Source organism: Pseudomonas sp. C7.1, from assembly GCF_056312395.1.
In genome coordinates this window covers 1-19914 of the sequence record NZ_JBWDTL010000002.1, presented here as the reverse complement: position 1 = coordinate 19914, position 19914 = coordinate 1, and the positions used below count along the sequence as shown (strand labels likewise).

The 19914-nt window shown below is 59.9% G+C and carries 19 protein-coding genes; 12 read left to right on the top strand and 7 right to left on the bottom strand.

Translation table 11 applies throughout. The features are described from left to right. Positions 1–12: 12 nt before the first annotated feature. The 3 genes from AC0T4W_RS01235 to AC0T4W_RS01225 all read left to right on the top strand — a co-directional run bounded on the left by AC0T4W_RS01235 (position 13) and on the right by AC0T4W_RS01225 (position 2020). On the top strand, positions 13–408 hold the full coding sequence (locus AC0T4W_RS01235; protein WP_296216741.1) for a YkgJ family cysteine cluster protein: 396 nt from the start codon (positions 13–15) through the stop codon (positions 406–408). Positions 409–473: 65 nt separating this feature from the next. Further along, entirely contained in the window at positions 474–1880 is a 1407-nt protein-coding gene (locus AC0T4W_RS01230) for an NAD(P)/FAD-dependent oxidoreductase (RefSeq protein ID WP_476315075.1), read from the top strand. A gap of 11 nt (positions 1881–1891) precedes the next feature. Further along, entirely contained in the window at positions 1892–2020 is a 129-nt protein-coding gene (locus AC0T4W_RS01225; protein WP_476315072.1) for a hypothetical protein, read from the top strand. A 283-nt stretch (positions 2021–2303) separates the two neighbouring features. Here the strand turns inward: AC0T4W_RS01225 and cptA are convergent, their stop codons facing one another. From cptA to thiI, 3 genes are all read right to left on the bottom strand, one after another. Continuing rightward, positions 2304–4040 carry a phosphoethanolamine transferase CptA gene (cptA, locus tag AC0T4W_RS01220; protein ID WP_476315069.1) on the bottom strand — a complete coding sequence of 579 codons (1737 nt, stop codon included), beginning with the start codon at positions 4038–4040 and terminating at the stop codon, positions 2304–2306. A 164-nt stretch (positions 4041–4204) separates the two neighbouring features. Then, complete coding sequence (gene typA / locus AC0T4W_RS01215) at positions 4205–6025, bottom strand: translational GTPase TypA (protein ID WP_476315066.1); 1821 nt, start codon at positions 6023–6025, stop codon at positions 4205–4207. A gap of 156 nt (positions 6026–6181) precedes the next feature. Beyond that, positions 6182–7636: a tRNA uracil 4-sulfurtransferase ThiI gene (gene thiI / locus AC0T4W_RS01210; protein ID WP_476315063.1), complete on the bottom strand. Its 1455-nt coding sequence runs from the start codon at positions 7634–7636 to the stop codon at positions 6182–6184. A 329-nt stretch (positions 7637–7965) separates the two neighbouring features. On the opposite strand from thiI, the gene glnA reads away from it, so the two are divergent. The 6 genes from glnA (at position 7966) to ntrC (ending at position 14063) form a co-directional block, all read left to right on the top strand. Beyond that, on the top strand, positions 7966–9372 hold the full coding sequence (glnA, locus tag AC0T4W_RS01205) for a glutamate--ammonia ligase (protein ID WP_476315060.1): 1407 nt from the start codon (positions 7966–7968) through the stop codon (positions 9370–9372). 140 nt (positions 9373–9512) lie between these two features. Beyond that, positions 9513–10088, top strand: coding sequence for a chorismate mutase (locus AC0T4W_RS01200; protein WP_476315057.1), 576 nt, complete (start codon positions 9513–9515; stop codon positions 10086–10088). Between the two features lie 77 nt (positions 10089–10165). Continuing rightward, complete coding sequence (locus AC0T4W_RS01195; protein WP_476315054.1) at positions 10166–10720, top strand: DUF4124 domain-containing protein; 555 nt, start codon at positions 10166–10168, stop codon at positions 10718–10720. Positions 10721–10722: 2 nt separating this feature from the next. After that, positions 10723–11340 (top strand): DUF4124 domain-containing protein, encoded by a 618-nt coding sequence (locus AC0T4W_RS01190; RefSeq protein WP_476315051.1) that lies wholly within the window; start codon positions 10723–10725, stop codon positions 11338–11340. Positions 11341–11547: 207 nt separating this feature from the next. Beyond that, positions 11548–12633: a nitrogen regulation protein NR(II) gene (gene glnL, locus AC0T4W_RS01185; protein ID WP_476315048.1), complete on the top strand. Its 1086-nt coding sequence runs from the start codon at positions 11548–11550 to the stop codon at positions 12631–12633. Continuing rightward, positions 12630–14063 (top strand): nitrogen regulation protein NR(I), encoded by a 1434-nt coding sequence (gene ntrC / locus AC0T4W_RS01180; protein ID WP_476315045.1) that lies wholly within the window; start codon positions 12630–12632, stop codon positions 14061–14063. Before glnL ends, ntrC begins: the two co-directional genes overlap by 4 nt. 279 nt (positions 14064–14342) lie before the next feature. Here ntrC and AC0T4W_RS01175 read toward each other — a convergent pair whose 3' ends face one another. Next, the gene (locus tag AC0T4W_RS01175; protein WP_476315042.1) at positions 14343–14774 is read right to left on the bottom strand and encodes a hypothetical protein; all 432 of its coding nucleotides are present in this window, start codon (positions 14772–14774) and stop codon (positions 14343–14345) included. Between AC0T4W_RS01175 and trmL the strand changes: the two genes are divergently transcribed. After that, complete coding sequence (gene trmL / locus AC0T4W_RS01170) at positions 14773–15234, top strand: tRNA (uridine(34)/cytosine(34)/5-carboxymethylaminomethyluridine(34)-2'-O)-methyltransferase TrmL (RefSeq protein ID WP_476315039.1); 462 nt, start codon at positions 14773–14775, stop codon at positions 15232–15234. The two genes, AC0T4W_RS01175 and trmL, sit on opposite strands and share 2 nt — an antisense overlap. A gap of 240 nt (positions 15235–15474) precedes the next feature. Here trmL and secB read toward each other — a convergent pair whose 3' ends face one another. The 3 genes from secB to AC0T4W_RS01155 are packed head-to-tail and all read right to left on the bottom strand — an operon-like array spanning position 15475 to position 16668. Continuing rightward, positions 15475–15960 carry a protein-export chaperone SecB gene (gene secB, locus AC0T4W_RS01165; protein WP_476315036.1) on the bottom strand — a complete coding sequence of 162 codons (486 nt, stop codon included), beginning with the start codon at positions 15958–15960 and terminating at the stop codon, positions 15475–15477. Between the two features lie 38 nt (positions 15961–15998). After that, entirely contained in the window at positions 15999–16253 is a 255-nt protein-coding gene (gene grxC, locus AC0T4W_RS01160; protein WP_090254765.1) for a glutaredoxin 3, read from the bottom strand. A gap of 1 nt (position 16254) precedes the next feature. Next, positions 16255–16668, bottom strand: coding sequence for a rhodanese-like domain-containing protein (locus AC0T4W_RS01155; protein ID WP_476315032.1), 414 nt, complete (start codon positions 16666–16668; stop codon positions 16255–16257). A 283-nt stretch (positions 16669–16951) separates the two neighbouring features. Between AC0T4W_RS01155 and gpmI the strand changes: the two genes are divergently transcribed. Both gpmI and AC0T4W_RS01145 read left to right on the top strand, forming a co-directional pair. Next, the gene (gpmI, locus tag AC0T4W_RS01150; RefSeq protein ID WP_476315029.1) at positions 16952–18487 is read left to right on the top strand and encodes a 2,3-bisphosphoglycerate-independent phosphoglycerate mutase; all 1536 of its coding nucleotides are present in this window, start codon (positions 16952–16954) and stop codon (positions 18485–18487) included. A gap of 160 nt (positions 18488–18647) precedes the next feature. Further along, entirely contained in the window at positions 18648–19889 is a 1242-nt protein-coding gene (locus tag AC0T4W_RS01145; protein ID WP_476315026.1) for a murein hydrolase activator EnvC family protein, read from the top strand. The last annotated feature ends 25 nt before the right edge of the window (positions 19890–19914 follow it).

Below are 19914 nucleotides of genomic sequence, written 5' to 3'. Positions count from 1 at the left end.
TGCATGCCTGCAATGAAAAACAACCTGATTGCCGCCGCCGAACTCGACCGCCTGGAAACCTGGGCCAAATACACCGCTGATATGTGCCACAGCTGCATGTCCAGCTGCTGCACGCTGCCGGTTGAAGCGCGGCTAAATGACCTGATCCGCATCGGCGTGGTCGATGAGTTCGAACGCAGCGAGCCGCTGAAAAACATTGCCAAGCGCCTGCAGAAAGACGGCATCGTCGAACGTTTTCATCAAAAGTCGGGCATCTTCACCCTGACCCGCATGAGCAACAACGACTGCTACTACCTGGACCGCAAAACCCGTCTGTGCACCATCTACGACAAGCGCCCGGATACCTGCCGTAATCACCCGAAGATCGGCCCACGCCCAGGCTACTGCGCGTACAAGCCAAAGAGCTAAATGCAGCAAGCGCGGCGGCGCTGACCTATCCTAGGCAGCACTCTCCGCGATCCAGGCACAAGAGCATGAACCCGTGGCAAAACATCAGCTTATGGATGGCACAACTGGATGAGCCACTGAGCCCCAGAGCCGCTCTGCAATCTGATATTCACGCCGATGTGGCGATCATCGGCGCTGGCTACACCGGCCTGTGGACCGCCTACTACCTCAAGCGCCAGGCACCGCAGCTGCGTATCGTCATCCTCGAAGGCGAGATTACAGGCTTCGGGGCCTCCGGGCGCAATGGCGGCTGGTTGATGGGCAATTTGCTGGGCCAAGACCGCCTGTTAGCCGAGCAGCCCAGCGCCGCACGGAAAGCGGCCTATCAATTGCTGCACGGCATTCCCGATGAAGTCGCCAGCGTGCTGCAGCGCGAGCAGATCGCCTGCGATTACCGCAAAGCCGGCGTGCTGTATTGCGCCGCGCGCTACCCCGAGCAGCTGGCCAGCCTGCGCCAGCACCTAGCTGAGCTGCGGGCCCTGGGCCTGGATGAAACCGACTACCGCTGGCTAACGCCCTTCGACCTCGGCAAACAGCTGCAACTGGCCAACAGCTTCGGCGCCATCTACACCCCGCACTGCGCCACCATTCAGCCTGCCAAACTGGTGCGCGGCCTGGCCCGCTGCGTGGCGGCCATGGGCGTCGAGCTGTATGAACAAAGTCGGGTGACCGACTGGCAAACCGGCCTGGTGCGCACCGCCAGTGGCAGCGTGCGCGCCGACTGGATTATCCCAGCCGTGGAAGGCTATGCCGCCAGCCTGCCGCCCCTGGGCAAACATCAGTTACCAGTACAGAGCCTGCTGGTGGCCACCGAGCCGCTGCCCAAAGAAGTCTGGGCCGATATTGGCCTGGAGCGCGGCCAGGCCTTTAGCGAGAACAGCCGCCAGGTCACCTACGGCCAGCGCAGCGCCGATGACCGCCTGGTGTTCGGCGCCCGTGGCGGCTATCGATTTGGCGGCAAGCTGCGCCACGACTTCAACCTCAGCGAGAACGAGCGCGACCTGCGCCGCTACCTGTTTGGCGAACTGTTCCCGCAGCTCAAGCAGGTACGCATCACCCACGCCTGGGGCGGCAACCTGGGCATGGCGCGGCGCTTTCGCCCGCACATGCTGGTGGACCGACGCAACGGCATCGCCCTGTCCGGCGGCTACGGCGGCGAAGGCGTCGGTGCCAGCAACCTCGGCGGACGCACCCTGGCCGATCTGATTCTGAACCAGGAAAGCGAACTGACCCGCCAGCCCTGGGTGCTCGGCGACCAGCCGCTCAGCCGCCTGCCGCGCTGGGAGCCAGAACCCCTGCGCTGGCTCGGCTACAACGCAATCGTCCAGAGCTTCGCGCACGAAGACCGTGTTCTGGCCAACCCACACAGCGCGCCCTGGCGGCGCAAGCTCGCCAGCAGCCTGGCCGGCACCCTGGAAAAATTTATGCGTTAACGGAGAGTTTTATGAGCATCAAACACTTCAAGCACACCGCCCAACTGCCCCTGACGGACGTCAGCCCGGTTACCCGTGCCGCTCCGCGCATCCATGTAGACCAAGCCACAGAAACCGTGCGCATCTACAAACTGGGCTGACTACCTCGCCCGCCCCCTCACGCCGTACGAGCAAAGTAGCGGCGTCAGCATCAACTACGTGATGCCCAGGGAGGCACACGGATCTAGTTCGACATGCCCCTATAGATAAACAGCGTGCGCGCACACATCTGGAGCAAGGTCAAAAGCGGGATCTAACCAAACGGCAATGTCTTGAGCCAATAAAGGCTATGCCTACGTCAGCAGTTGCAGGAAATCTTAAGAAAGAGTGCCGAACCTGTAGAAACGGGCCTTGCCATGCGCCTTACAGCTCAGAGGCAGCCTGCTATCTCTCACGCTGAGCCAGCTTACCCGCATTAGCCTTCGGCTTGATCAGACTGAAATCAATCAGGCTTTTCGGCTGCTCAGGATTGCCAATAAGCAACGGTAGCGGCCGAAACTCATTGCTCACCAGGCTTTTATGCGCTTCGTATCTATCAAAGCGCAGGCCAGCCAGATCTGCCCAAGTGTGAATGAAGTGCGAGGAGCTGTAGGGCCGTGACAGTGCTGCCGTGAAATCACGAGGCTGCTGCGCTTGCCATTGGGGCGAGTTCCACAGGATAAACGGCACGGTATACATCGGGCTGGTCGGGGCAGCTTCATTGCGCCCCAACACATCAGCCTTGGGCGCATCGAACACCGCCTCGCCATGATCAGCCAAGTACAGCAGAAAACCATTCGACTGCTGTCCTGCCAGGCGTTTGATCAAGCTGGCCACCACATGGTCGTTGTACAGCACAGCGTTGTCGTAGCTGTTGTAGGTCGGCAACTGATCATCGCTGACAGTCGCCGGCACTCCGGCTCGGTCGGTAAAACGCTCGAACTCCGGCGGGTAGCGGTACTGATAACTCATATGTGTGCCGAGCAGGTGGACCACAACAAATTTGCGCGGCGCGGGGTCTGCCAGCACCTTGGCAAAGGGCTCCAGCACATCACCGTCATACTGGCGAGCATTCTGCTCACGGTTATTGTTCAAATAAACCTGCTCATCGGCCTGCTTGGAGAAGGTCGTCAGCATGGTGTTGCGCTTGGTCATGGTCTGCTGATTGGTGATCCAGTAGGACTTGTACCCCGCCTGCTCCATCAGATTGACCAGCGAAGGGGTGGTCAGGTACAGATCCGGGCTCTCCTGGTCGGCAAAGGTCAGCACCTGCTGCAACGCTTCGATGGTGTAAGGGCGCGGCGTCACCACCGAATCGAACACCTGCAACTGATCGCGCAGCTGATCCAGCTCCGGCGTAGTTTGCCGTGGATAACCATATAGGCTCATGCGTTGGCGATTGGTCGACTCACCAATCACCAACACCAGGGTGGCGGGCAGCCCTGCACGAGCATCCTGCAGGTTGCTCAGCGGTGGGATGCTGGCGTTTTCCGCCAACATTGCCTGCATGCTGGACAGTTGCTCGCGGTAATTCTTATAGCCAACCAACAGCTGCCACGGTGTGGCTGCCTCGATGCGCTCAGCAAAATTATCCAGACCGTCCTGCCAGCTGTCGTGCTTGCTGAACTGACGAATCGCCGGATAACCCAGTGACACAAATAGCGCCAGAGCGGCTGCAAGATAAGCCCCGGAACGCGACAGATAGACTGGCCGCACCTTGCGCCACAGCAACCAACCACCGACGCCATACGCCAGGAAAGCAGGCACCATCCACCAGGCGAAATACTGCACCAGGTACTCATGGCTCTCCGACACGTTCGATTCGAACATGATGAAGATGACGCTCTGAGAAAACTCCTGACCGTAAATCAGAAAATAGCCAAAGCTACCCAACGAACAAAGCCAAAGCAGAGAGCCAGTACCTGCAGCCAGCTGCCGGGCTCGTGCCGGCCAGAGCAGCAAGGGAATCAGCCACAACGCACTGGCCAACAGCGCCTGGCGAAAGCCGGCAAAGCCTGCCGTACCGGTCAGTTGAATTAATAACTGGGTAACACCAGAGAAGTACCAGAAAAACAGAAAAGCCCAACCCAGGCCCGCCCAGTCAACTCGCCGACCCGACGCCCTCGTCATCACTGCAGACATAACAACCTCATAACGCATTTATAGCCATTCTGTTACGCCAGACAGCCGGAAAAAAACCGTCAAACCATGCGCCAAAGCGTGTCGCACGTCCAGTGGATAATCAGCCAACAAAAAGCCCCCACAGGCTCGCGCCGGCGGGGGCTTTTTAGTTAGCTAGAACTGGATCAGTTCTTGGCTTTCTTGGCAGCGCGGGTGCGCTCGCCTTCGTCGAGGATCTTCTTACGCAGACGGATCGATTTGGGCGTAACTTCGCACAGCTCGTCGTCCTGGATGAATTCCAGCGCCTGTTCCAGGGTGAATTTCACCGGCGGAACCAGAGCGATGGTTTCGTCCTTGCCGGAAGCACGCATGTTGTCGAGCTTCTTGCCTTTGGTTGGGTTTACGCCCATGTCGTTGTCGCGGCTGTTCAGGCCGACGATCTGACCGTTGTAGATTTCCTGGCCGTGCTCGACGAACAGCTTGCCGCGCGCCTGCAGGGTTTCCAGGGAGTAGGTCAGTGCCTTGCCGGTTTCTACCGATACCAGTACACCGTTCTGACGGCCGGACATGTCACCGGACTTCATGGTGTCGTAGCGATCGAAGATCGAGGTCAGGATGCCAGCACCGTTGGTCAGGGTCAGGAACTGGTTACGGAAACCGATCAGACCGCGAGCCGGGATGTTGTATTCCAGACGCACACGGCCTTTGCCATCCGGCACCATGTTGGTCAGGTCGCCCTTACGCAGGCCCATCTCTTCCATGACCTTGCCCTGGGACTCTTCCGGGGTGTCGATGGTGACGTTTTCGAAGGGTTCCTGCTTCACGCCGTCAACCTGACGGATGATCACTTCTGGACGACCCACGCCCATTTCGAAGCCTTCGCGACGCATGGTTTCGATCAGTACCGAGAGGTGCAGTTCGCCACGGCCGGAGACCTTGAAACGGTCAGCGCTGTCGCCTTCCTCAACACGCAGGGCCACGTTGTACAGCAGCTCTTTGTCCAGACGCTCTTTGATGTTGCGGCTGGTGACGAACTTGCCTTCTTTACCGCAGAACGGCGAATCGTTGACCTGGAAGGTCATGGATACGGTCGGCTCGTCGACGGTCAGCGGCTTCATCGCCTCGACATGGTTGATGTCGCACAGGGTGTCGGAGATGAACAGCGAGTCCATACCGCTGACGCAGACGATGTCACCGGCGGTGGCTTCTTCAACGTCAATGCGGTGCAGGCCATGGTGACCCATCAGCTTGAGGATACGGCCGTTACGCTTCTTGCCGTCGGCGTCGATGGCGATCACCGGGGTGTTCGGCTTGACGCGACCACGGGCGATACGGCCAACGCCGATAATGCCGAGGAAGCTGTTGTAGTCCAGTGCCGAGATTTGCATCTGGAACGGACCGTCGATGTCCACCTTGGGCGACGGTACGTTGTCGACGATGGACTGGTACAGCGGGGTCATGTCTTCAGCCATGTCGGTGTGGTCCAGACCGGCAATGCCGTTCAGGGCCGAGGCGTAGACGACCTGGAAGTCCAGCTGCTCTTCGGTGGCGCCGAGGTTGTCGAACAGGTCGAAGATTTGGTCCAGAACCCAGTCTGGACGCGCGCCTGGGCGGTCGACCTTGTTGATCACCACGATTGGACGCAGGCCGGCTTCGAAAGCCTTTTTGGTCACGAAGCGGGTTTGCGGCATCGGGCCGTCTTGGGCGTCAACCAGCAGCAGCACGGAGTCAACCATCGACATCACGCGCTCAACTTCACCGCCGAAGTCGGCGTGGCCGGGGGTGTCGACGATGTTGATGTGGTAGCCGTTCCAGTTGATCGCGGTGTTCTTCGCGAGAATGGTAATGCCGCGCTCTTTTTCCTGGTCGTTGCTGTCCATCACGCGCTCGTCGTTGAGCTCGTTGCGCTCAAGGGTGCCGGACTGACGCAGGAGTTTGTCTACCAGGGTGGTCTTACCATGGTCAACGTGGGCAATGATGGCGATGTTGCGTAGATTTTCGATCACGTGTGTATCTCGATCAGAGGATTCGGTGTGCCGCTTAGTCTAGGCGGCGAGTATTAACTAATTGCGTTTTCTGCCAGGCGGCGTGAGCGTGTTAATCACGCCGCCTGTAGGTCGGGAGGGCGATGGCGGATACTGCCGCCATTCAACCCTGGCGTTTTATGCCGGACGATAAACGCGCACATTGGCATGCCCCTCACTCAGCAAGTGGTGGGCGTGCAAACGACTCATCACACCTTTATCGCAATACAACAGGTACTGGCGCGCCTCATCCAGAGCCTTGAACGAACTGTTCAGGGCATAGAACGGCAGCGCCATAACCTCGACGCCAGGCAGGGCGAGTGGCTCGTCCTCGGCGGCATCGGGGTGACGAATATCGATGATCACATGGCTGGCCAGGGCTTCGCTGACTTCCTCGATCTGCACATCCTTGCCCAGCTCGTCGATCACTTTGTCGATCGGCAGCAAGGTCGCACGCTCCAAGGCGCGCTCGAAGATTGCCATATCCAGCTGCTGCTCTTCGTACTCGATGCGCAGCTTCTTCGCCCGGGTGGTCGGGTTGACCGAAATCACCCCGCAATATTCCGGCATATGCTTGGCGAACTCGGCGGTGCCGATGCGCGTGGCGGTGTCGATGATGTCCTGCTTGTGGCTGGCCAGTAGCGGACGCAGCACCAACATGTCGGTGGCCGAGTCGATCACCGCAAGGTTCGGCAAGGTCTGGCTGGAGACCTGGCTAATCGCCTCACCGGTGACCAGCGCATCAATCTGCAAGCGCTCAGCCATACGCGTGGAGGCGCGCAGCATCATGCGCTTGAGGATCACGCCCATATGGCTGTTATCGACCTTGCCGAGAATCTCGCCCAGCACTTCCTCAAACGGCACGCTGATAAACAGGACGCGCTGTGAGCTGCCGAACTTCTGCCACAGATAATGCGCCACTTCCATCACGCCCAACTCGTGGGCACGGCCGCCTAGATTAAAGAAGCAGAAGTGGGTAACCAGGCCCCGGCGCATCATTTGGTAGGCGGCGACGGTGGAGTCGAAACCGCCGCTCATCAGTACCATGGTCTGCTCCAGCGAGCCGAGCGGGTAGCCGCCCAGGCCTTCGTGCTGGTGATGAATAACGAACAGGCGCTGATCGCGAATCTCCATGCGCACAACAACGTCAGGGTCTTTCAGCGAAATGCCGGCCGCGCCGCACTGCTGACGCAGCTGACTGCCGACATAGCGCTCGATGTCCATGGAGCTGAATGCATGCTTGCCGGCGCGCTTGCAGCGTACGGCGAAGATCTTGCCCGGCAGCTGATCGGCGAAGTGCAGCTTGCACTTTTCCAGCACATCGTCGAAATCACCCAGCGGGTATTCATCAACTTGCAGGAAATGGGTGATGCCCGGCGTGCAGCTTAGGCGCGCAATCATTGCCTGCAGGGTTTTCGGTTCACTGATCTGGGTTTGGACTTCCAGGTTGTCCCACACACCGCTGACCTGCAGCTGGGGATCAAACTCACGCAAAACCGAACGAATGTTCTTCGCCAGCTGCCGGATAAAGTGCTTACGCACTGGCCGACTTTTAATGGTGATTTCCGGGAAGACTTTAACGATCAGTTTCATGAAAACAGGGGGTGCCGAGGCCGCGAAAAAACAGGGGCGCGGATTATAGCGGAAATTGCTCACGCTTTGATCAAAAATCCTCACGCCGTTAAAACGCGCACCACTAAAGCGCACCAAGCAAAAATAGCGCCTCATTACAGTGCACAAAGTTATCAAGCAGCTTCACCAAGCGCCCGCCAGCCCTGAGTTTCAGGCCACACACCCATTCCTGTGCACTGGCATGCAATTTGCTCCCTTGTGAGGCAGGTTGCCCTGGAGGACTATGCCGCCGGGCTGCACCGTACTATTGAGGGCTCACCATTCCGAGCCTTGGCCATCTGGAGGACAGCATGTCGAAGTCGATTCAACTGATTAAAGAACACGACGTGAAGTGGGTTGACCTGCGCTTCACTGACACCAAGGGCAAACAGCACCACGTGACCATGCCGGCACGCGATGCGCTGGACGACGAATTCTTCGAAGTCGGCAAAATGTTCGACGGCTCCTCCATCCACGGCTGGAAAGGCATCGAAGCCTCCGACATGATCCTGCTGCCGGTTGACGAAACCGCCGTACTGGACCCGTTCACCGAAGAGCCAACCCTGATCATCGTTTGCGACATCATCGAGCCAAGCACCATGCAAGGCTACGATCGTGACCCGCGCTCGATCGCCAAGCGCGCTGAAGAATTCCTCAAGTCCACTGGCATCGGCGACACCGTATTCGTCGGCCCAGAGCCTGAGTTCTTTATCTTCGACGAAGTGAAGTTCAAGTCCGACATCTCCGGCTCGATGTTCAAGATCTTCTCCGAGCAGGCGTCCTGGAACACCGACGCTGACATCGAAGGCGGCAACAAGGGCCATCGCCCAGCCGTCAAAGGTGGCTACTTCCCAGTTCCGCCGTGCGACCACGACCACGAAATCCGTACTGCCATGTGTAATGCCATGGAAGAGATGGGCCTGGTCATCGAAGTTCACCACCACGAAGTGGCGACTGCCGGTCAGAACGAAATCGGCGTGAAGTTCAACACCCTGGTTGCCAAGGCTGACGAAGTTCAGACCCTCAAGTACTGCGTACACAACGTGGCTGATGCCTACGGCAAAACCGCGACCTTTATGCCCAAGCCGCTGTATGGCGACAACGGCTCGGGTATGCACGTACACATGTCCATCAGCAAAGATGGCAAGAACACCTTCGCTGGCGAAGGCTATGCCGGCCTGTCCGACACCGCCCTGTACTTCATCGGCGGCATCATCAAGCACGGTAAGGCCCTGAACGGCTTCACCAACCCGTCGACCAACTCCTACAAGCGTCTGGTCCCAGGTTTCGAAGCGCCGGTCATGCTGGCCTACTCGGCCCGTAACCGCTCGGCCTCGATCCGTATTCCGTACGTGTCCAGCCCAAAAGCCCGCCGTATCGAAGCACGCTTCCCGGACCCGGCTGCCAACCCATACCTGGCCTTCGCAGCGCTGTTGATGGCTGGTATCGACGGTATCCAGAACAAGATCCACCCTGGCGATGCAGCGGACAAGAACCTGTACGACCTGCCACCAGAAGAAGGCAAGCTGATCCCGCAAGTGTGCGGCAGCCTGAAAGAAGCCCTGGAAGAGCTGGATAAAGGCCGTGCGTTCCTGACCAAAGGCGGCGTGTTCTCCGACGATTTCATCGACGCTTACCTTGAGCTCAAAAACGAAGAAGAAATCAAAGTACGCACCTTCGTACACCCGCTGGAATACGACCTGTACTACAGCGTTTAATCTCGCACGCGTTACAAGAGGCCACCTTCGGGTGGCCTTTTTTGTGGAGCGTTTTTCTGATTTACTGCCGCGAATTTCGACCTGGCGCGCCCCGGCGAGCGCAGTCGTTAAACTTTCTGAAACAAGGCAGATCTCAACTTATGCCCAACGCCCACACCATAGCTCGACCCCTTCTTTTTTCGGCATGCCTCTTCAGCATTGCCGCGTGCACCTCGAACCTCAGCGCACCCCCACCTCCCGTAGCGCTTGCCCCGTTGCTCGGCAGCATCAGCGAGCGCCTGACCATCGCGGACCAGGTTGCATTGACCAAGTGGGACAGTGGCAAACCGATTCAGGACAGCCTGCGCGAACAGCAAGTCATTGCTGCTGCCGCCAGGCTTGCGCCCGACTACAAGCTGGATGCCGGCGACGTCAGTCAGTTTCTGGCAGCCCAAATCGAAGCGAACAAGCTGGTCCAATATGCACTGATTGCTAATTGGCACGCCGCCGGCAAAGCACCTGACAGTGCAAGGCCGGATCTGGCTACACAGATCCGACCAAAACTGGATCAACTGCAAGTCAAACTGCTTAAAGACTATGCGGCTTTTGCACCTTATCGACATAGCCCGAACTGCCCGGAATGGCTAGACCAACAACGCGCACGGCTGGCCAAAGACACCATTCATGACTTAGCTCTGGTACGGGCAACCGGGGAATTGTGTATCCCCACGAAATGAGTACCGCGCTTTCAGACCGATTTGTGTTCTATGCTGACGTCCTGTAACGCGATTACCTTATCTGCTCCGGAGTTTTCATGCGTCGAAGCCTTATCTGCCTACTACTGTTGGTCGCCTTGCCTGCTGTTGCGCAGATCTACAAATACACAGACGCCAATGGCAACACGGTATTCACCGACCAGCCGCCGGAAGGCCAGGCGACGCAGAATGTCGACCTGCCAAAAACCAATAGCGTGTCGATGCCAGTACCCAGCCCGCCCACTGAAACCACCGCCGAACCAGCCAACAACGCCGCGCCTTACAGCATGCTGCAGCTGACCGGCATCCCTGACGATGAGGCCATGCGCGCCAACAACGGTACCTTCAGCGTTGGCGTGGACATCCAGCCGCGCCTGGCCAGCAACCATCGCCTGCGCCTACTGTTCGACGGTAAGCCTCACGGCCAACCGAGCAACGTACCGCGCCTACAAGTGAGCAATGCCGACCGTGGCGAGCACAGCCTGGCTGTGGAAGTCCTCAGTGGCGAACAATCAATTCAGCAAAGCGCCACCACCACCTTTACCGTGCAACGGGTCAATACCAACAGCCCGGCCCTGCGCCCGCCCCCACCAAAACCCAAGCCAGCCCCCTGACTATGCGCAATCTGCTGTTATGCGGCCTGATGCTGCTCGCTCTACCTGCCTTCGCGCAGGTCTACACCTATATAGATGCCGAAGGGAATCGCGTTTTTACCGACAAACCCCGCTCGGGCGATGCCGAGCGCGTCGAGTTGGCGCCGAGCAATTCAATGCCGACCATGCAGACGCACACCGCGCCAGTGATTGAGACGCCGCCTGAGCCCAGCCAGCGTTACAGCCTGCTGCGCATTCTGGTACCGCAGCCCGACGCGACCATCCGTGACAGCGCTGGCAACCTGATTGTCAGCATCAACAGCGAACCGAAACTCCTCCCCCAGCACAGCTATCGCCTACTGCTGGATGGCGCACAAGTGGGCGAAGTGGGCAGCAGCCCGGTGTTTCCACTGGAGAATATCGACCGAGGTACCCACCAACTGGCGGTGGAAATCATCAACCAGCAGGGCCGCATCATCGAGCGCACGCCGACTCAGCCATTCCATATGCTGCGTATCTCATTGGCGCAGAAGCGTATGGTCAACCCGTGCAAGAAAGCCGATTACGGTGTGCGCCCGGAATGTCCGCTCAAGGACAAGCCGCCAGAAAAGAAAGACATTCCCTTCGTTCCGTTTATTTAATTCCGGCAGGCGCACCAAAGCAGTGCGCTTATTGCCCGGCATTTCTATACTCTCCCTGTTTTGGGTCGCCGCGCGCGACCCGGCTGCGCTGAAAAGCAGCTAATTCCGGGCACCCCACGGCCAAACACGCTTCTTTTCGGGGCTTTGGTTTGCTTCTTGCATTTTCCCGCTGCATTGCTGGAACCCAAGGGTCTGCTGACATCCCATATGATCATCAACGACGCACTGCACCGCCTGCTGCTGGACAACCTGACCACTGCCACCCTGCTGCTCAATGACGACCTGCGTCTTGAGTACATGAACCCGGCAGCGGAGATGCTCCTGGCCGTCAGCGGTCAGCGCAGCCATGGGCAATTCATCAGCGAGCTATTTACCGAGTCCAGCGAGGCGCTGAGCGCCTTGCGCCAGTCGGTTCAGCACGCTCATCCATTTAACAAGCGCGAAGCAATTGTCACCTCGGTCAGCGGTCAGACCCTGACCGTCGACTACGCGGTGACCCCGGTACTCAGCAAAGGCGAAACCCTGCTACTGCTGGAAGTGCATCCGCGCGACCGTCTGCTGCGCATCACCAAGGAAGAGGCGCAGCTGTCCAAGCAGGAGACCACCAAACTGCTGGTGCGCGGCCTGGCCCACGAGATCAAGAATCCGCTCGGTGGCATCCGCGGCGCCGCACAACTGCTGGCTCGCGAGCTGCCCGAAGAAAGCCTCAAGGATTACACCAACGTCATCATTGAAGAGGCCGACCGCCTGCGTAACCTGGTCGACCGTATGCTTGGTTCGAACAAGCTGCCGTCCCTGGCGCTGACCAACGTGCACGAAGTGCTAGAGCGTGTAGGCAGCCTGGTGGAGGCGGAAAGCCAGGGCAGCATCACTTTGGTGCGCGACTACGACCCCAGCATCCCGGACGTACTCATCGACCGCGAGCAGATGATCCAGGCCGTGCTGAATATCGTGCGTAATGCCATGCAGGCGCTGTCCGGGCAGAGCGACCTGCGCCTGGGCCGCATCACCCTGCGCACCCGCACCCTGCGCCAGTTCACCATCGGCCATTGTCGCCATCGTCTGGTGACCAAGATCGAAATCATCGACAACGGCCCCGGCATTGCGCCCGAGCTGCAGGAAACCATCTTCTACCCCATGGTCAGCGGGCGTGCCGACGGCACCGGCCTGGGCCTGGCCATTACCCAGAACATCATTAGTCAGCACCAAGGCCTGATCGAGTGCGAAAGCCATCCTGGCCATACCGTGTTCTCGATCTTCCTGCCGCTGGAACAAGGAGTAACTCCGTCATGAGTCGCAGTGAAACCGTCTGGATTGTCGATGACGACCGCTCCATCCGCTGGGTCCTGGAAAAGGCCCTGCAACAGGAAGGCATGACCACCCAGAGCTTCGACAGCGCCGACGGCGTGCTCAGCCGCCTGACTCGCCAGCAACCCGATGTGATCATTTCCGATATCCGTATGCCCGGTGCCAGCGGCCTGGAACTGCTGGCGCGCATCCGCGAGCTGTACCCGCGCCTGCCGGTGATCATCATGACCGCCCACTCCGACTTGGACAGCGCCGTGGCGTCCTACCAGGGCGGCGCGTTCGAGTACCTGCCCAAGCCGTTCGATGTCGATGAAGCCGTATCGCTGGTCAAGCGCGCCAATCTGCACGCTCAGGAACAACAGAGCCTGGCCGTGCCGGTCGAGCAGCCGCGCACACCGGAAATCATCGGCGAAGCGCCGGCCATGCAGGAGGTGTTCCGCGCCATCGGTCGCCTGTCGCATTCCAATATCACCGTGCTGATCAACGGTGAGTCCGGCACCGGCAAGGAGCTGGTGGCCCACGCCCTGCACCGCCACAGCCCGCGCGCGGCCTCACCGTTTATCGCGCTGAATATGGCGGCAATTCCGAAAGACCTGATGGAATCCGAGCTGTTTGGCCACGAAAAAGGTGCCTTTACCGGCGCTGCCAACCAGCGTCGCGGGCGTTTCGAGCAGGCCGACGGCGGCACGCTGTTTCTCGATGAAATCGGCGACATGCCGGCCGACACCCAGACCCGCCTGCTGCGCGTACTGGCCGATGGCGAGTTCTACCGGGTCGGCGGGCACACGCCAGTCAAAGTGGACGTGCGCATCATCGCTGCCACCCACCAGAATCTGGAAAGCCTGGTGCAGGCCGGCAAGTTCCGTGAAGACCTGTTTCACCGCCTTAACGTGATCCGCATCCATATCCCGCGCCTGTCGGATCGCCGTGAAGACATCCCCACCCTGGCCCGGCACTTCCTCGCCCGCGCCGCGCTGGAGCTGGCAGTCGAGCCCAAGCTGCTGAAAAGCGAAACCGAAGATTACCTGCAGCAGCTGCCCTGGCCGGGCAACGTGCGCCAGCTGGAAAACACCTGTCGCTGGATCACCGTCATGGCCTCGGGCCGTGAGGTGCATGTCGACGACCTGCCGCCGGAGCTGCTTAGCCAGCCGCAGGAAAGCGCACCGGTGAGCAACTGGGAGCAAGGGCTACGCCAGTGGGCCGATCAAGCCCTGGGGCGCGGTCAATCCAACCTGCTGGACACCGCCGTGCCGGCCTTCGAGCGGATCATGATTGAAACCGCCCTCAAGCACACCGCCGGCCGCCGCCGCGACGCCGCTGTGCTGCTGGGTTGGGGTCGTAACACCCTGACCCGCAAGATCAAGGAACTGGGCATGAACGTCGAAAGCGCCGATGACGAGGACAACGACGACTAAACCGCCGGCGCTGTACTGAATGTAAAACGGGCCAAGCACAGGGCCCGTTTTTATTTATGCAGGCAAACAACTGAAAATGCGCCAGAGCAATGCACCGGCACCGCACCAGTGCACAGCGGCGGTTCATATCCCAGCGCCCGCAGCGGCATAGAGAAACCCTGAAACCCTGCATTTACAAGGTCTGCAGCCAACGTAATAAAACTGGCACACAGCCTGCATAGACTCAGGTAATCCCAGTTTTGGGGACCTTGGTACAGGCAGGCCGGGGATTCCCCTCTTTTATTGCTTCACCAGGCTGACCACCAGCCGCCAACGCCCGTCCACCTCCTCAGCGCGCCACTCACCGCGCAATGGACGGGCTGCCACCACCCTCAGTAGTAAATCCCTTCGCTCGCGCTGCAACCGCCAATTGGCCAAGCGTCCCTGCACCTGCAGTTGACCCTGCTGCTGGCGACCGAAACTCTGCAGCCGCAGGATAAATACGCCGCCGGCATGCTCTTCACGCGGCACCGGCTCGACGTTGAACCACAGCTCAAGGCCTTGTTCGGTCACCTCCACGCGGTCAAGCCAGAGCGGGTCTGGCTGCAGCAGACGACCAATCATCAAACCAATCAAAAAACCAAACATCGCCAATGAAGCAATCACCCGCACCCACGGACGGGGGCGCGGGTCTGTAGAATGCTGCTCGTCTTCAAGCTCGGAGCCGCGCATGTTTCACGTCATCCTTTTTCAACCGGAAATACCGCCTAATACCGGCAACATTATCAGGCTCTGCGCCAACAGCGGCTGCCACCTGCACCTGATCGAGCCGCTGGGCTTCGAGCTGGATGACAAACGCCTACGCCGCGCCGGACTGGATTACCACGAATACGCCACCCTACAGCGTCACGCAGACCTGCCCAGCTGCCTGGCGAGCATCGGCCAGCCGCGCGTGTTTGCCTTTACCACCAAGGGCTCACAGGCGTTCCACCAGGTCAGCTACCAGCCGGGCGACGCCTTCCTGTTCGGCCCGGAAAGTCGTGGCCTGCCGCAGGAGATTCGCGACAGCCTGCCGCCCGAGCAACGCCTGCGCCTGCCGATGCGCGAAGGTTGTCGCAGCCTGAACCTGTCCAATACCGTCGCCGTGGCGGTCTATGAAGCCTGGCGCCAGCAGGGTTTTGCTGACGCGTAGTAGCGCCATTACGGCTAAACAGTGCCCATAAAAGGCTATGTATCCATTGCATGTTGCATGCAATCGGTAGGTTGGCGCTGAGCGCAGCGAAGCCCAACAGCCGTTGACATATGGCATAGATCGTTGGGCTTCGTCGCTGCGCTCCTTAACCCAACCTACGATTTATCGCCTCGCAACACGCAATGAGTACATATCTATAAAAAAACGCCCCGGAGGACGTTTTTGCTCCAGCCGCAAACCTTAGTGTGCGGTGGCCACTTCGCCAGCCTGCTGCATGCGCTGCAGTTCCTGGGCGTAGAGGGCGTCGAAGTTCACCGGAGCGAGCATCAGCGCCGGGAACGAGCCGCGCACCACCAGGCTGTCCAGGGTTTCGCGGGCGTAAGGGAAGAGGATATTCGGGCAGAACGCGCCCAGAGTGTGGCTCATGGAAGCGGCGTCCAGACCTTTGATCAGGAAGATACCGGCCTGCTGCACTTCAGCGATAAAGGCGGTTTCTTCGCCCGTTTTCACGGTGACGGATAGGGTCAGCACCACTTCGTGGAAGTCGCCTTCCAGGGCCTTCTGACGGGTATTGAGGTCCATCGCGACGCTCGGCGCCCACTCCTGACGGAAAATTTCCGGGCTCTTCGGCGCCTCGAAAGACAGGTCACGTACATAGATACGCTGCAGGGAGAATTGCGGGTTTTGTTCGCCCTGAGCGGCGCCGTTGCTAGCTTGTTCTGTCATGGCAAAGCCTTCTTGTTTAGGTACGGATAAACAGGGAATTAAGCCTTGAGCAGCGCGTCGAGCTTGCCGGCGCGCTCCAGGGCGTAAAGGTCATCGCAACCACCCACATGGGTGTCACCGATCCAGATCTGCGGCACCGAAGTCTGCCGCGCCTTGCGGGTCATTTCCGCCCGCACATCCGGCTTGCCATCAACCTTGATCTCGTTAAAGGCAACGCCTTTGTGCGTCAGCAGTTGCTTGGCGCGGATGCAGTACGGGCACCAATCGCTGGAATAGATGACGACAGGCTGCATCTCACTTCACCAGCGGCAGGTTGTCACCACGCCAGCTGGCGACACCGCCAGACAGCTTGGCCGCAGTGAAGCCCGCCTTTTTCAGGTCGCGGCAAACGCCACCGCTGTGCTGGCCCATGGCATCGACCACGATAATGGTCTTGGCCTTGTGCTTGTCCAGCTCGACCATGCGTGCGGCGAACTTTTCAAAAGGGATATTCAATGCACCGACGATATGCCCGGCGGAAAAATCCTTTTGCCCACGAATATCCAGCACCACGCCTTGCTCGCTGTTAACCAGCGCAGTCAGCTCGCGGCTGCTCAGGCTCTGCCCGCCCTTGCGCGCCTCGGTGAAGATCAGCAGCGCGAGCAGGGTGGCGAACATTCCGCTCAGGACATAGTGGGTCGTGGCAAATTCAATCAAGTTGGCAAGCATTGGGCGGTTCCGGGGCGGTAAAATGTCGGCCAGTATACACAGCCGCACAGGTCGGCCAAACCCCGCCCGGCGGTGACGTTTGCCGCACTTGGCCGTAAAATGCCTGTCCTTGTTAACGTGAAAGTCGCGTAGCGACGACCTCCCTATGAACTTCTCCCTCCGGGAGAAGGTGGCGCGAAGCGCCGGATGAGGGACAGGCATGCCGCGAAGGCTTTAGTCATTATTAGGGGTGCCTCCACGGCATGCCCGTTTCCCGCCCATCGACCCAGAGCGAACCAGCTTTATGAGCGCCACGCCCAAACCCCTGGTACTGATCATCCTCGATGGCTTCGGCCACAGTGACAGCCCCGAGTCCAACGCCATCATGGCGGCCAACACGCCGGTCATTGATCATCTGCGCGCCACCCAGCCTCACGGCCTGATCTCCGGTTCGGGCATGGATGTAGGTCTGCCAGACGGCCAAATGGGCAACTCCGAAGTCGGTCATATGAACCTCGGCGCCGGCCGTGTGGTGTATCAGGACTTCACCCGGGTGACCAAAGCGATTCGCGATGGCGATTTCTTTACTAATCCGGCCATCACCAGCGCTGTGGACAAGGCGATCAGCGCCGGCAAGGCCGTGCATATCCTCGGCCTGCTCTCCGATGGCGGCGTACACAGCCATCAAGACCATCTGGCGGCCATGGCCGAGCTGGCCGCCCAGCGCGGTGCCGAACGTATCTACCTGCATGCCTTCCTCGATGGCCGCGACACTCCGCCCAAGAGCGCCCAGCCCTCCATTGAGCTGCTTGACGCCACCTTCGCCAAGCTCGGCAAAGGCCGCATCGCCAGCCTCAGCGGCCGTTACTTCGCCATGGACCGCGACAACCGCTGGGACCGCGTCGAGCAGGCCTACGAGCTGCTGGCCGACGGCAACGGCCAGTTCAACGCCGCCACTGCCGTGGAGGGCCTGAATGCGGCCTACGCACGCGGCGAAAGTGATGAATTCGTCAAAGCCACCACCATTGGCGAACCCGTGCGGATGGAAGATGGCGACGCCGTGGTGTTTATGAACTTCCGCGCCGATCGCGCCCGCGAGCTGACGCGCGCCTTTGTCGAGCCTGGCTTCAAGGAATTCGAGCGCAAGCGCGTGCCGCAACTGGCCGGCTTCGTCATGCTCACCCAGTACGCCGCATGCATCCCGACGCCCAGCGCCTACAAGCCGGAGGCCCTGACCAATGTGCTCGGCGAATACCTGGCGAACAACGGCAAGACCCAACTGCGTATCGCCGAAACCGAGAAGTACGCCCACGTCACCTTCTTCTTCTCCGGCGGCCGTGAAGAGCCGTTTGCTGGCGAAGAACGCATCCTGATCCCATCACCGAACGTCGCCACCTACGACCTGCAGCCGCAGATGAGCGCCCCGCAAGTCACCGACAAGATCGTCGACGCCATCGAAAACCAGCGCTATGACGTAATCATCGTCAACTACGCCAACGGCGACATGGTCGGCCATACCGGCGTGTTTTCCGCCGCCGTGGCCGCCGTGGAGTGCCTGGACGGCTGCGTCGGTCGCATCGTCGCGGCGCTGGACAAAGTCGGCGGCGAAGCGCTGATCACCGCCGACCACGGCAACGTCGAGCAGATGGCCGATGAAAGCACCGGCCAGGCGCACACCGCACACACCTGCGAGCCGGTGCCGTTCATTTATGTCGGCAAGCGCCCAGCGACTATTCGTCCAGGTGGCGTGCTGGCCGATGTGGCGCCAACCCTGCTGACCCTGATGGGCCTGCCGGTACCGGCAGAAATGACCGGCACCAGCATCGTCGAGCTGAACTAAGCCGCTGCCCGCAAGCCAGGTGCAACGCCTGGCCTGCGGGCAAACTGCCGGCTGCTTCACGCTGCAGGAACAGCTCCGCGCACAGCACTGATGACATGCAGCTTGCCGCTGTTTTTTTAGGCATACTAGGCGCGTCCTTGCCCCAGGTGCTGCCAGCCCCATGTTTCGTGCCCTCGCCCTTATTTTTCTGACTGTTCTGCTGACGCCTGCCCTCGCCGACGAGAAGAGCAATGCGCAGAAGCAACTGGACGCCGCCCGCGCCGATGTCGCCGAGCTCAAGCAACTGCTGGATAAGCTGCAGCAGGAGAAATCCGGCGTGCAGAAAGACCTGAAGAAAACCGAAAGCGAAATGGGCCAGCTGGAGAAGCAGGTCAAAGGCCTGCAACAAGACCTGAAAAAGAGCGAAGAGGAAATCCAGCGCCTCGATAAAGAGAAAAAAAAACTTGAAGGCGCGCGCCTTGAACAGCAGCGCCTGATCGGCATCCAGGCCCGCGCCGCCTATCAGAGCGGTCGCCAGGAATATGTCAAGCTGCTGCTCAACCAGCAGAATCCGGAAAAATTCTCGCGCACCCTGACCTACTACGACTACCTCAGCGAAGCGCGCATGGAACAACTGGCCACCTTCAATGAAACCCTGCGCCAACTGGCCAATGTCGAGCTGGATATCACCAACCAGCAAAGCCAGCTGCTGGAGCAAAAAAGCGCGCTGGACGGCCGCCGCGAAAAACTCGCCAGCGTGCGCAAAGAACGTCAACTGGCCCTGGCCAAGCTGAACAAGGAATTCTCCGCCCGCGACCAGAAGCTCAAGGCCCGCCAGCAGGAACAAGCCAACCTGGCGCGCGTGCTGAAAACCATCGAGGAAACCCTCGCTCGCCAGGCCCGCGAAGCTGAAGCGGCGCGCCAGCAAGCCCTGCTCGCCGAACGCGAACAGTCGCGTAGCAGCACTAACTCCGCACCGACGGGTCCATTGGTGAGTTCCGGCACCAGTTTTGGCGGTCCATTCGCCAAGGCCCGTGGCAAGCTGCCCTGGCCGGTGAATGGTCGCCTGGTGGCCCGTTACGGCACACCACGCGGCGGCGACGCACGCACCAAATGGGATGGCGTACTGATCGGCGCCTCCGCTGGCAGCCAGGTACACGCCGTGCACGGCGGCCGCGTGGTATTTGCCGACTGGTTGCGCGGCGCTGGGCTTCTGGTCATTCTCGACCATGGCAATGGTTACCTGAGCCTCTATGGGCACAACCAGAGCCTGCTCAAGGATGCCGGTGACGTGGTCAAGGCCGGCGAAGCCATCTCCACTGTTGGCAACAGCGGTGGCCAGGAAACCCCAGCACTGTATTTTGCAATTCGCCAGCAGGGCCGCCCAATCGACCCCGCCCAATGGTGCCGCGCACAAGGATAGCGGGCCGTTTAAAAACGTGTGAGCT

Bases quoted from the DNA above. Each gene is read 5' to 3' on its own strand.
- glnL (WP_476315048.1), top strand. From the start codon at position 11,548: ATGATCATCAACGACGCACTGCACCGCCTGCTGCTGGACAACCTGACC.
- AC0T4W_RS01235 (WP_296216741.1), top strand. From the start codon at position 13: ATGAAAAACAACCTGATTGCCGCCGCCGAACTCGACCGCCTGGAAACC.
- secB (WP_476315036.1), bottom strand. From the start codon at position 15,960: ATGACAGAACAAGCTAGCAACGGCGCCGCTCAGGGCGAACAAAACCCG.
- cptA (WP_476315069.1), bottom strand. From the start codon at position 4,040: ATGTCTGCAGTGATGACGAGGGCGTCGGGTCGGCGAGTTGACTGGGCG.
- AC0T4W_RS01145 (WP_476315026.1), top strand. From the start codon at position 18,648: ATGTTTCGTGCCCTCGCCCTTATTTTTCTGACTGTTCTGCTGACGCCT.
- grxC (WP_090254765.1), bottom strand. From the start codon at position 16,253: ATGCAGCCTGTCGTCATCTATTCCAGCGATTGGTGCCCGTACTGCATC.
- AC0T4W_RS01195 (WP_476315054.1), top strand. From the start codon at position 10,166: ATGCGTCGAAGCCTTATCTGCCTACTACTGTTGGTCGCCTTGCCTGCT.
- AC0T4W_RS01230 (WP_476315075.1), top strand. From the start codon at position 474: ATGAACCCGTGGCAAAACATCAGCTTATGGATGGCACAACTGGATGAG.
- AC0T4W_RS01225 (WP_476315072.1), top strand. From the start codon at position 1,892: ATGAGCATCAAACACTTCAAGCACACCGCCCAACTGCCCCTGACGGAC.
- AC0T4W_RS01175 (WP_476315042.1), bottom strand. From the start codon at position 14,774: ATGCGCGGCTCCGAGCTTGAAGACGAGCAGCATTCTACAGACCCGCGC.
- glnA (WP_476315060.1), top strand. From the start codon at position 7,966: ATGTCGAAGTCGATTCAACTGATTAAAGAACACGACGTGAAGTGGGTT.
- trmL (WP_476315039.1), top strand. From the start codon at position 14,773: ATGTTTCACGTCATCCTTTTTCAACCGGAAATACCGCCTAATACCGGC.
- gpmI (WP_476315029.1), top strand. From the start codon at position 16,952: ATGAGCGCCACGCCCAAACCCCTGGTACTGATCATCCTCGATGGCTTC.
- AC0T4W_RS01190 (WP_476315051.1), top strand. From the start codon at position 10,723: ATGCGCAATCTGCTGTTATGCGGCCTGATGCTGCTCGCTCTACCTGCC.
- AC0T4W_RS01155 (WP_476315032.1), bottom strand. From the start codon at position 16,668: ATGCTTGCCAACTTGATTGAATTTGCCACGACCCACTATGTCCTGAGC.
- thiI (WP_476315063.1), bottom strand. From the start codon at position 7,636: ATGAAACTGATCGTTAAAGTCTTCCCGGAAATCACCATTAAAAGTCGG.
- AC0T4W_RS01200 (WP_476315057.1), top strand. From the start codon at position 9,513: ATGCCCAACGCCCACACCATAGCTCGACCCCTTCTTTTTTCGGCATGC.
- ntrC (WP_476315045.1), top strand. From the start codon at position 12,630: ATGAGTCGCAGTGAAACCGTCTGGATTGTCGATGACGACCGCTCCATC.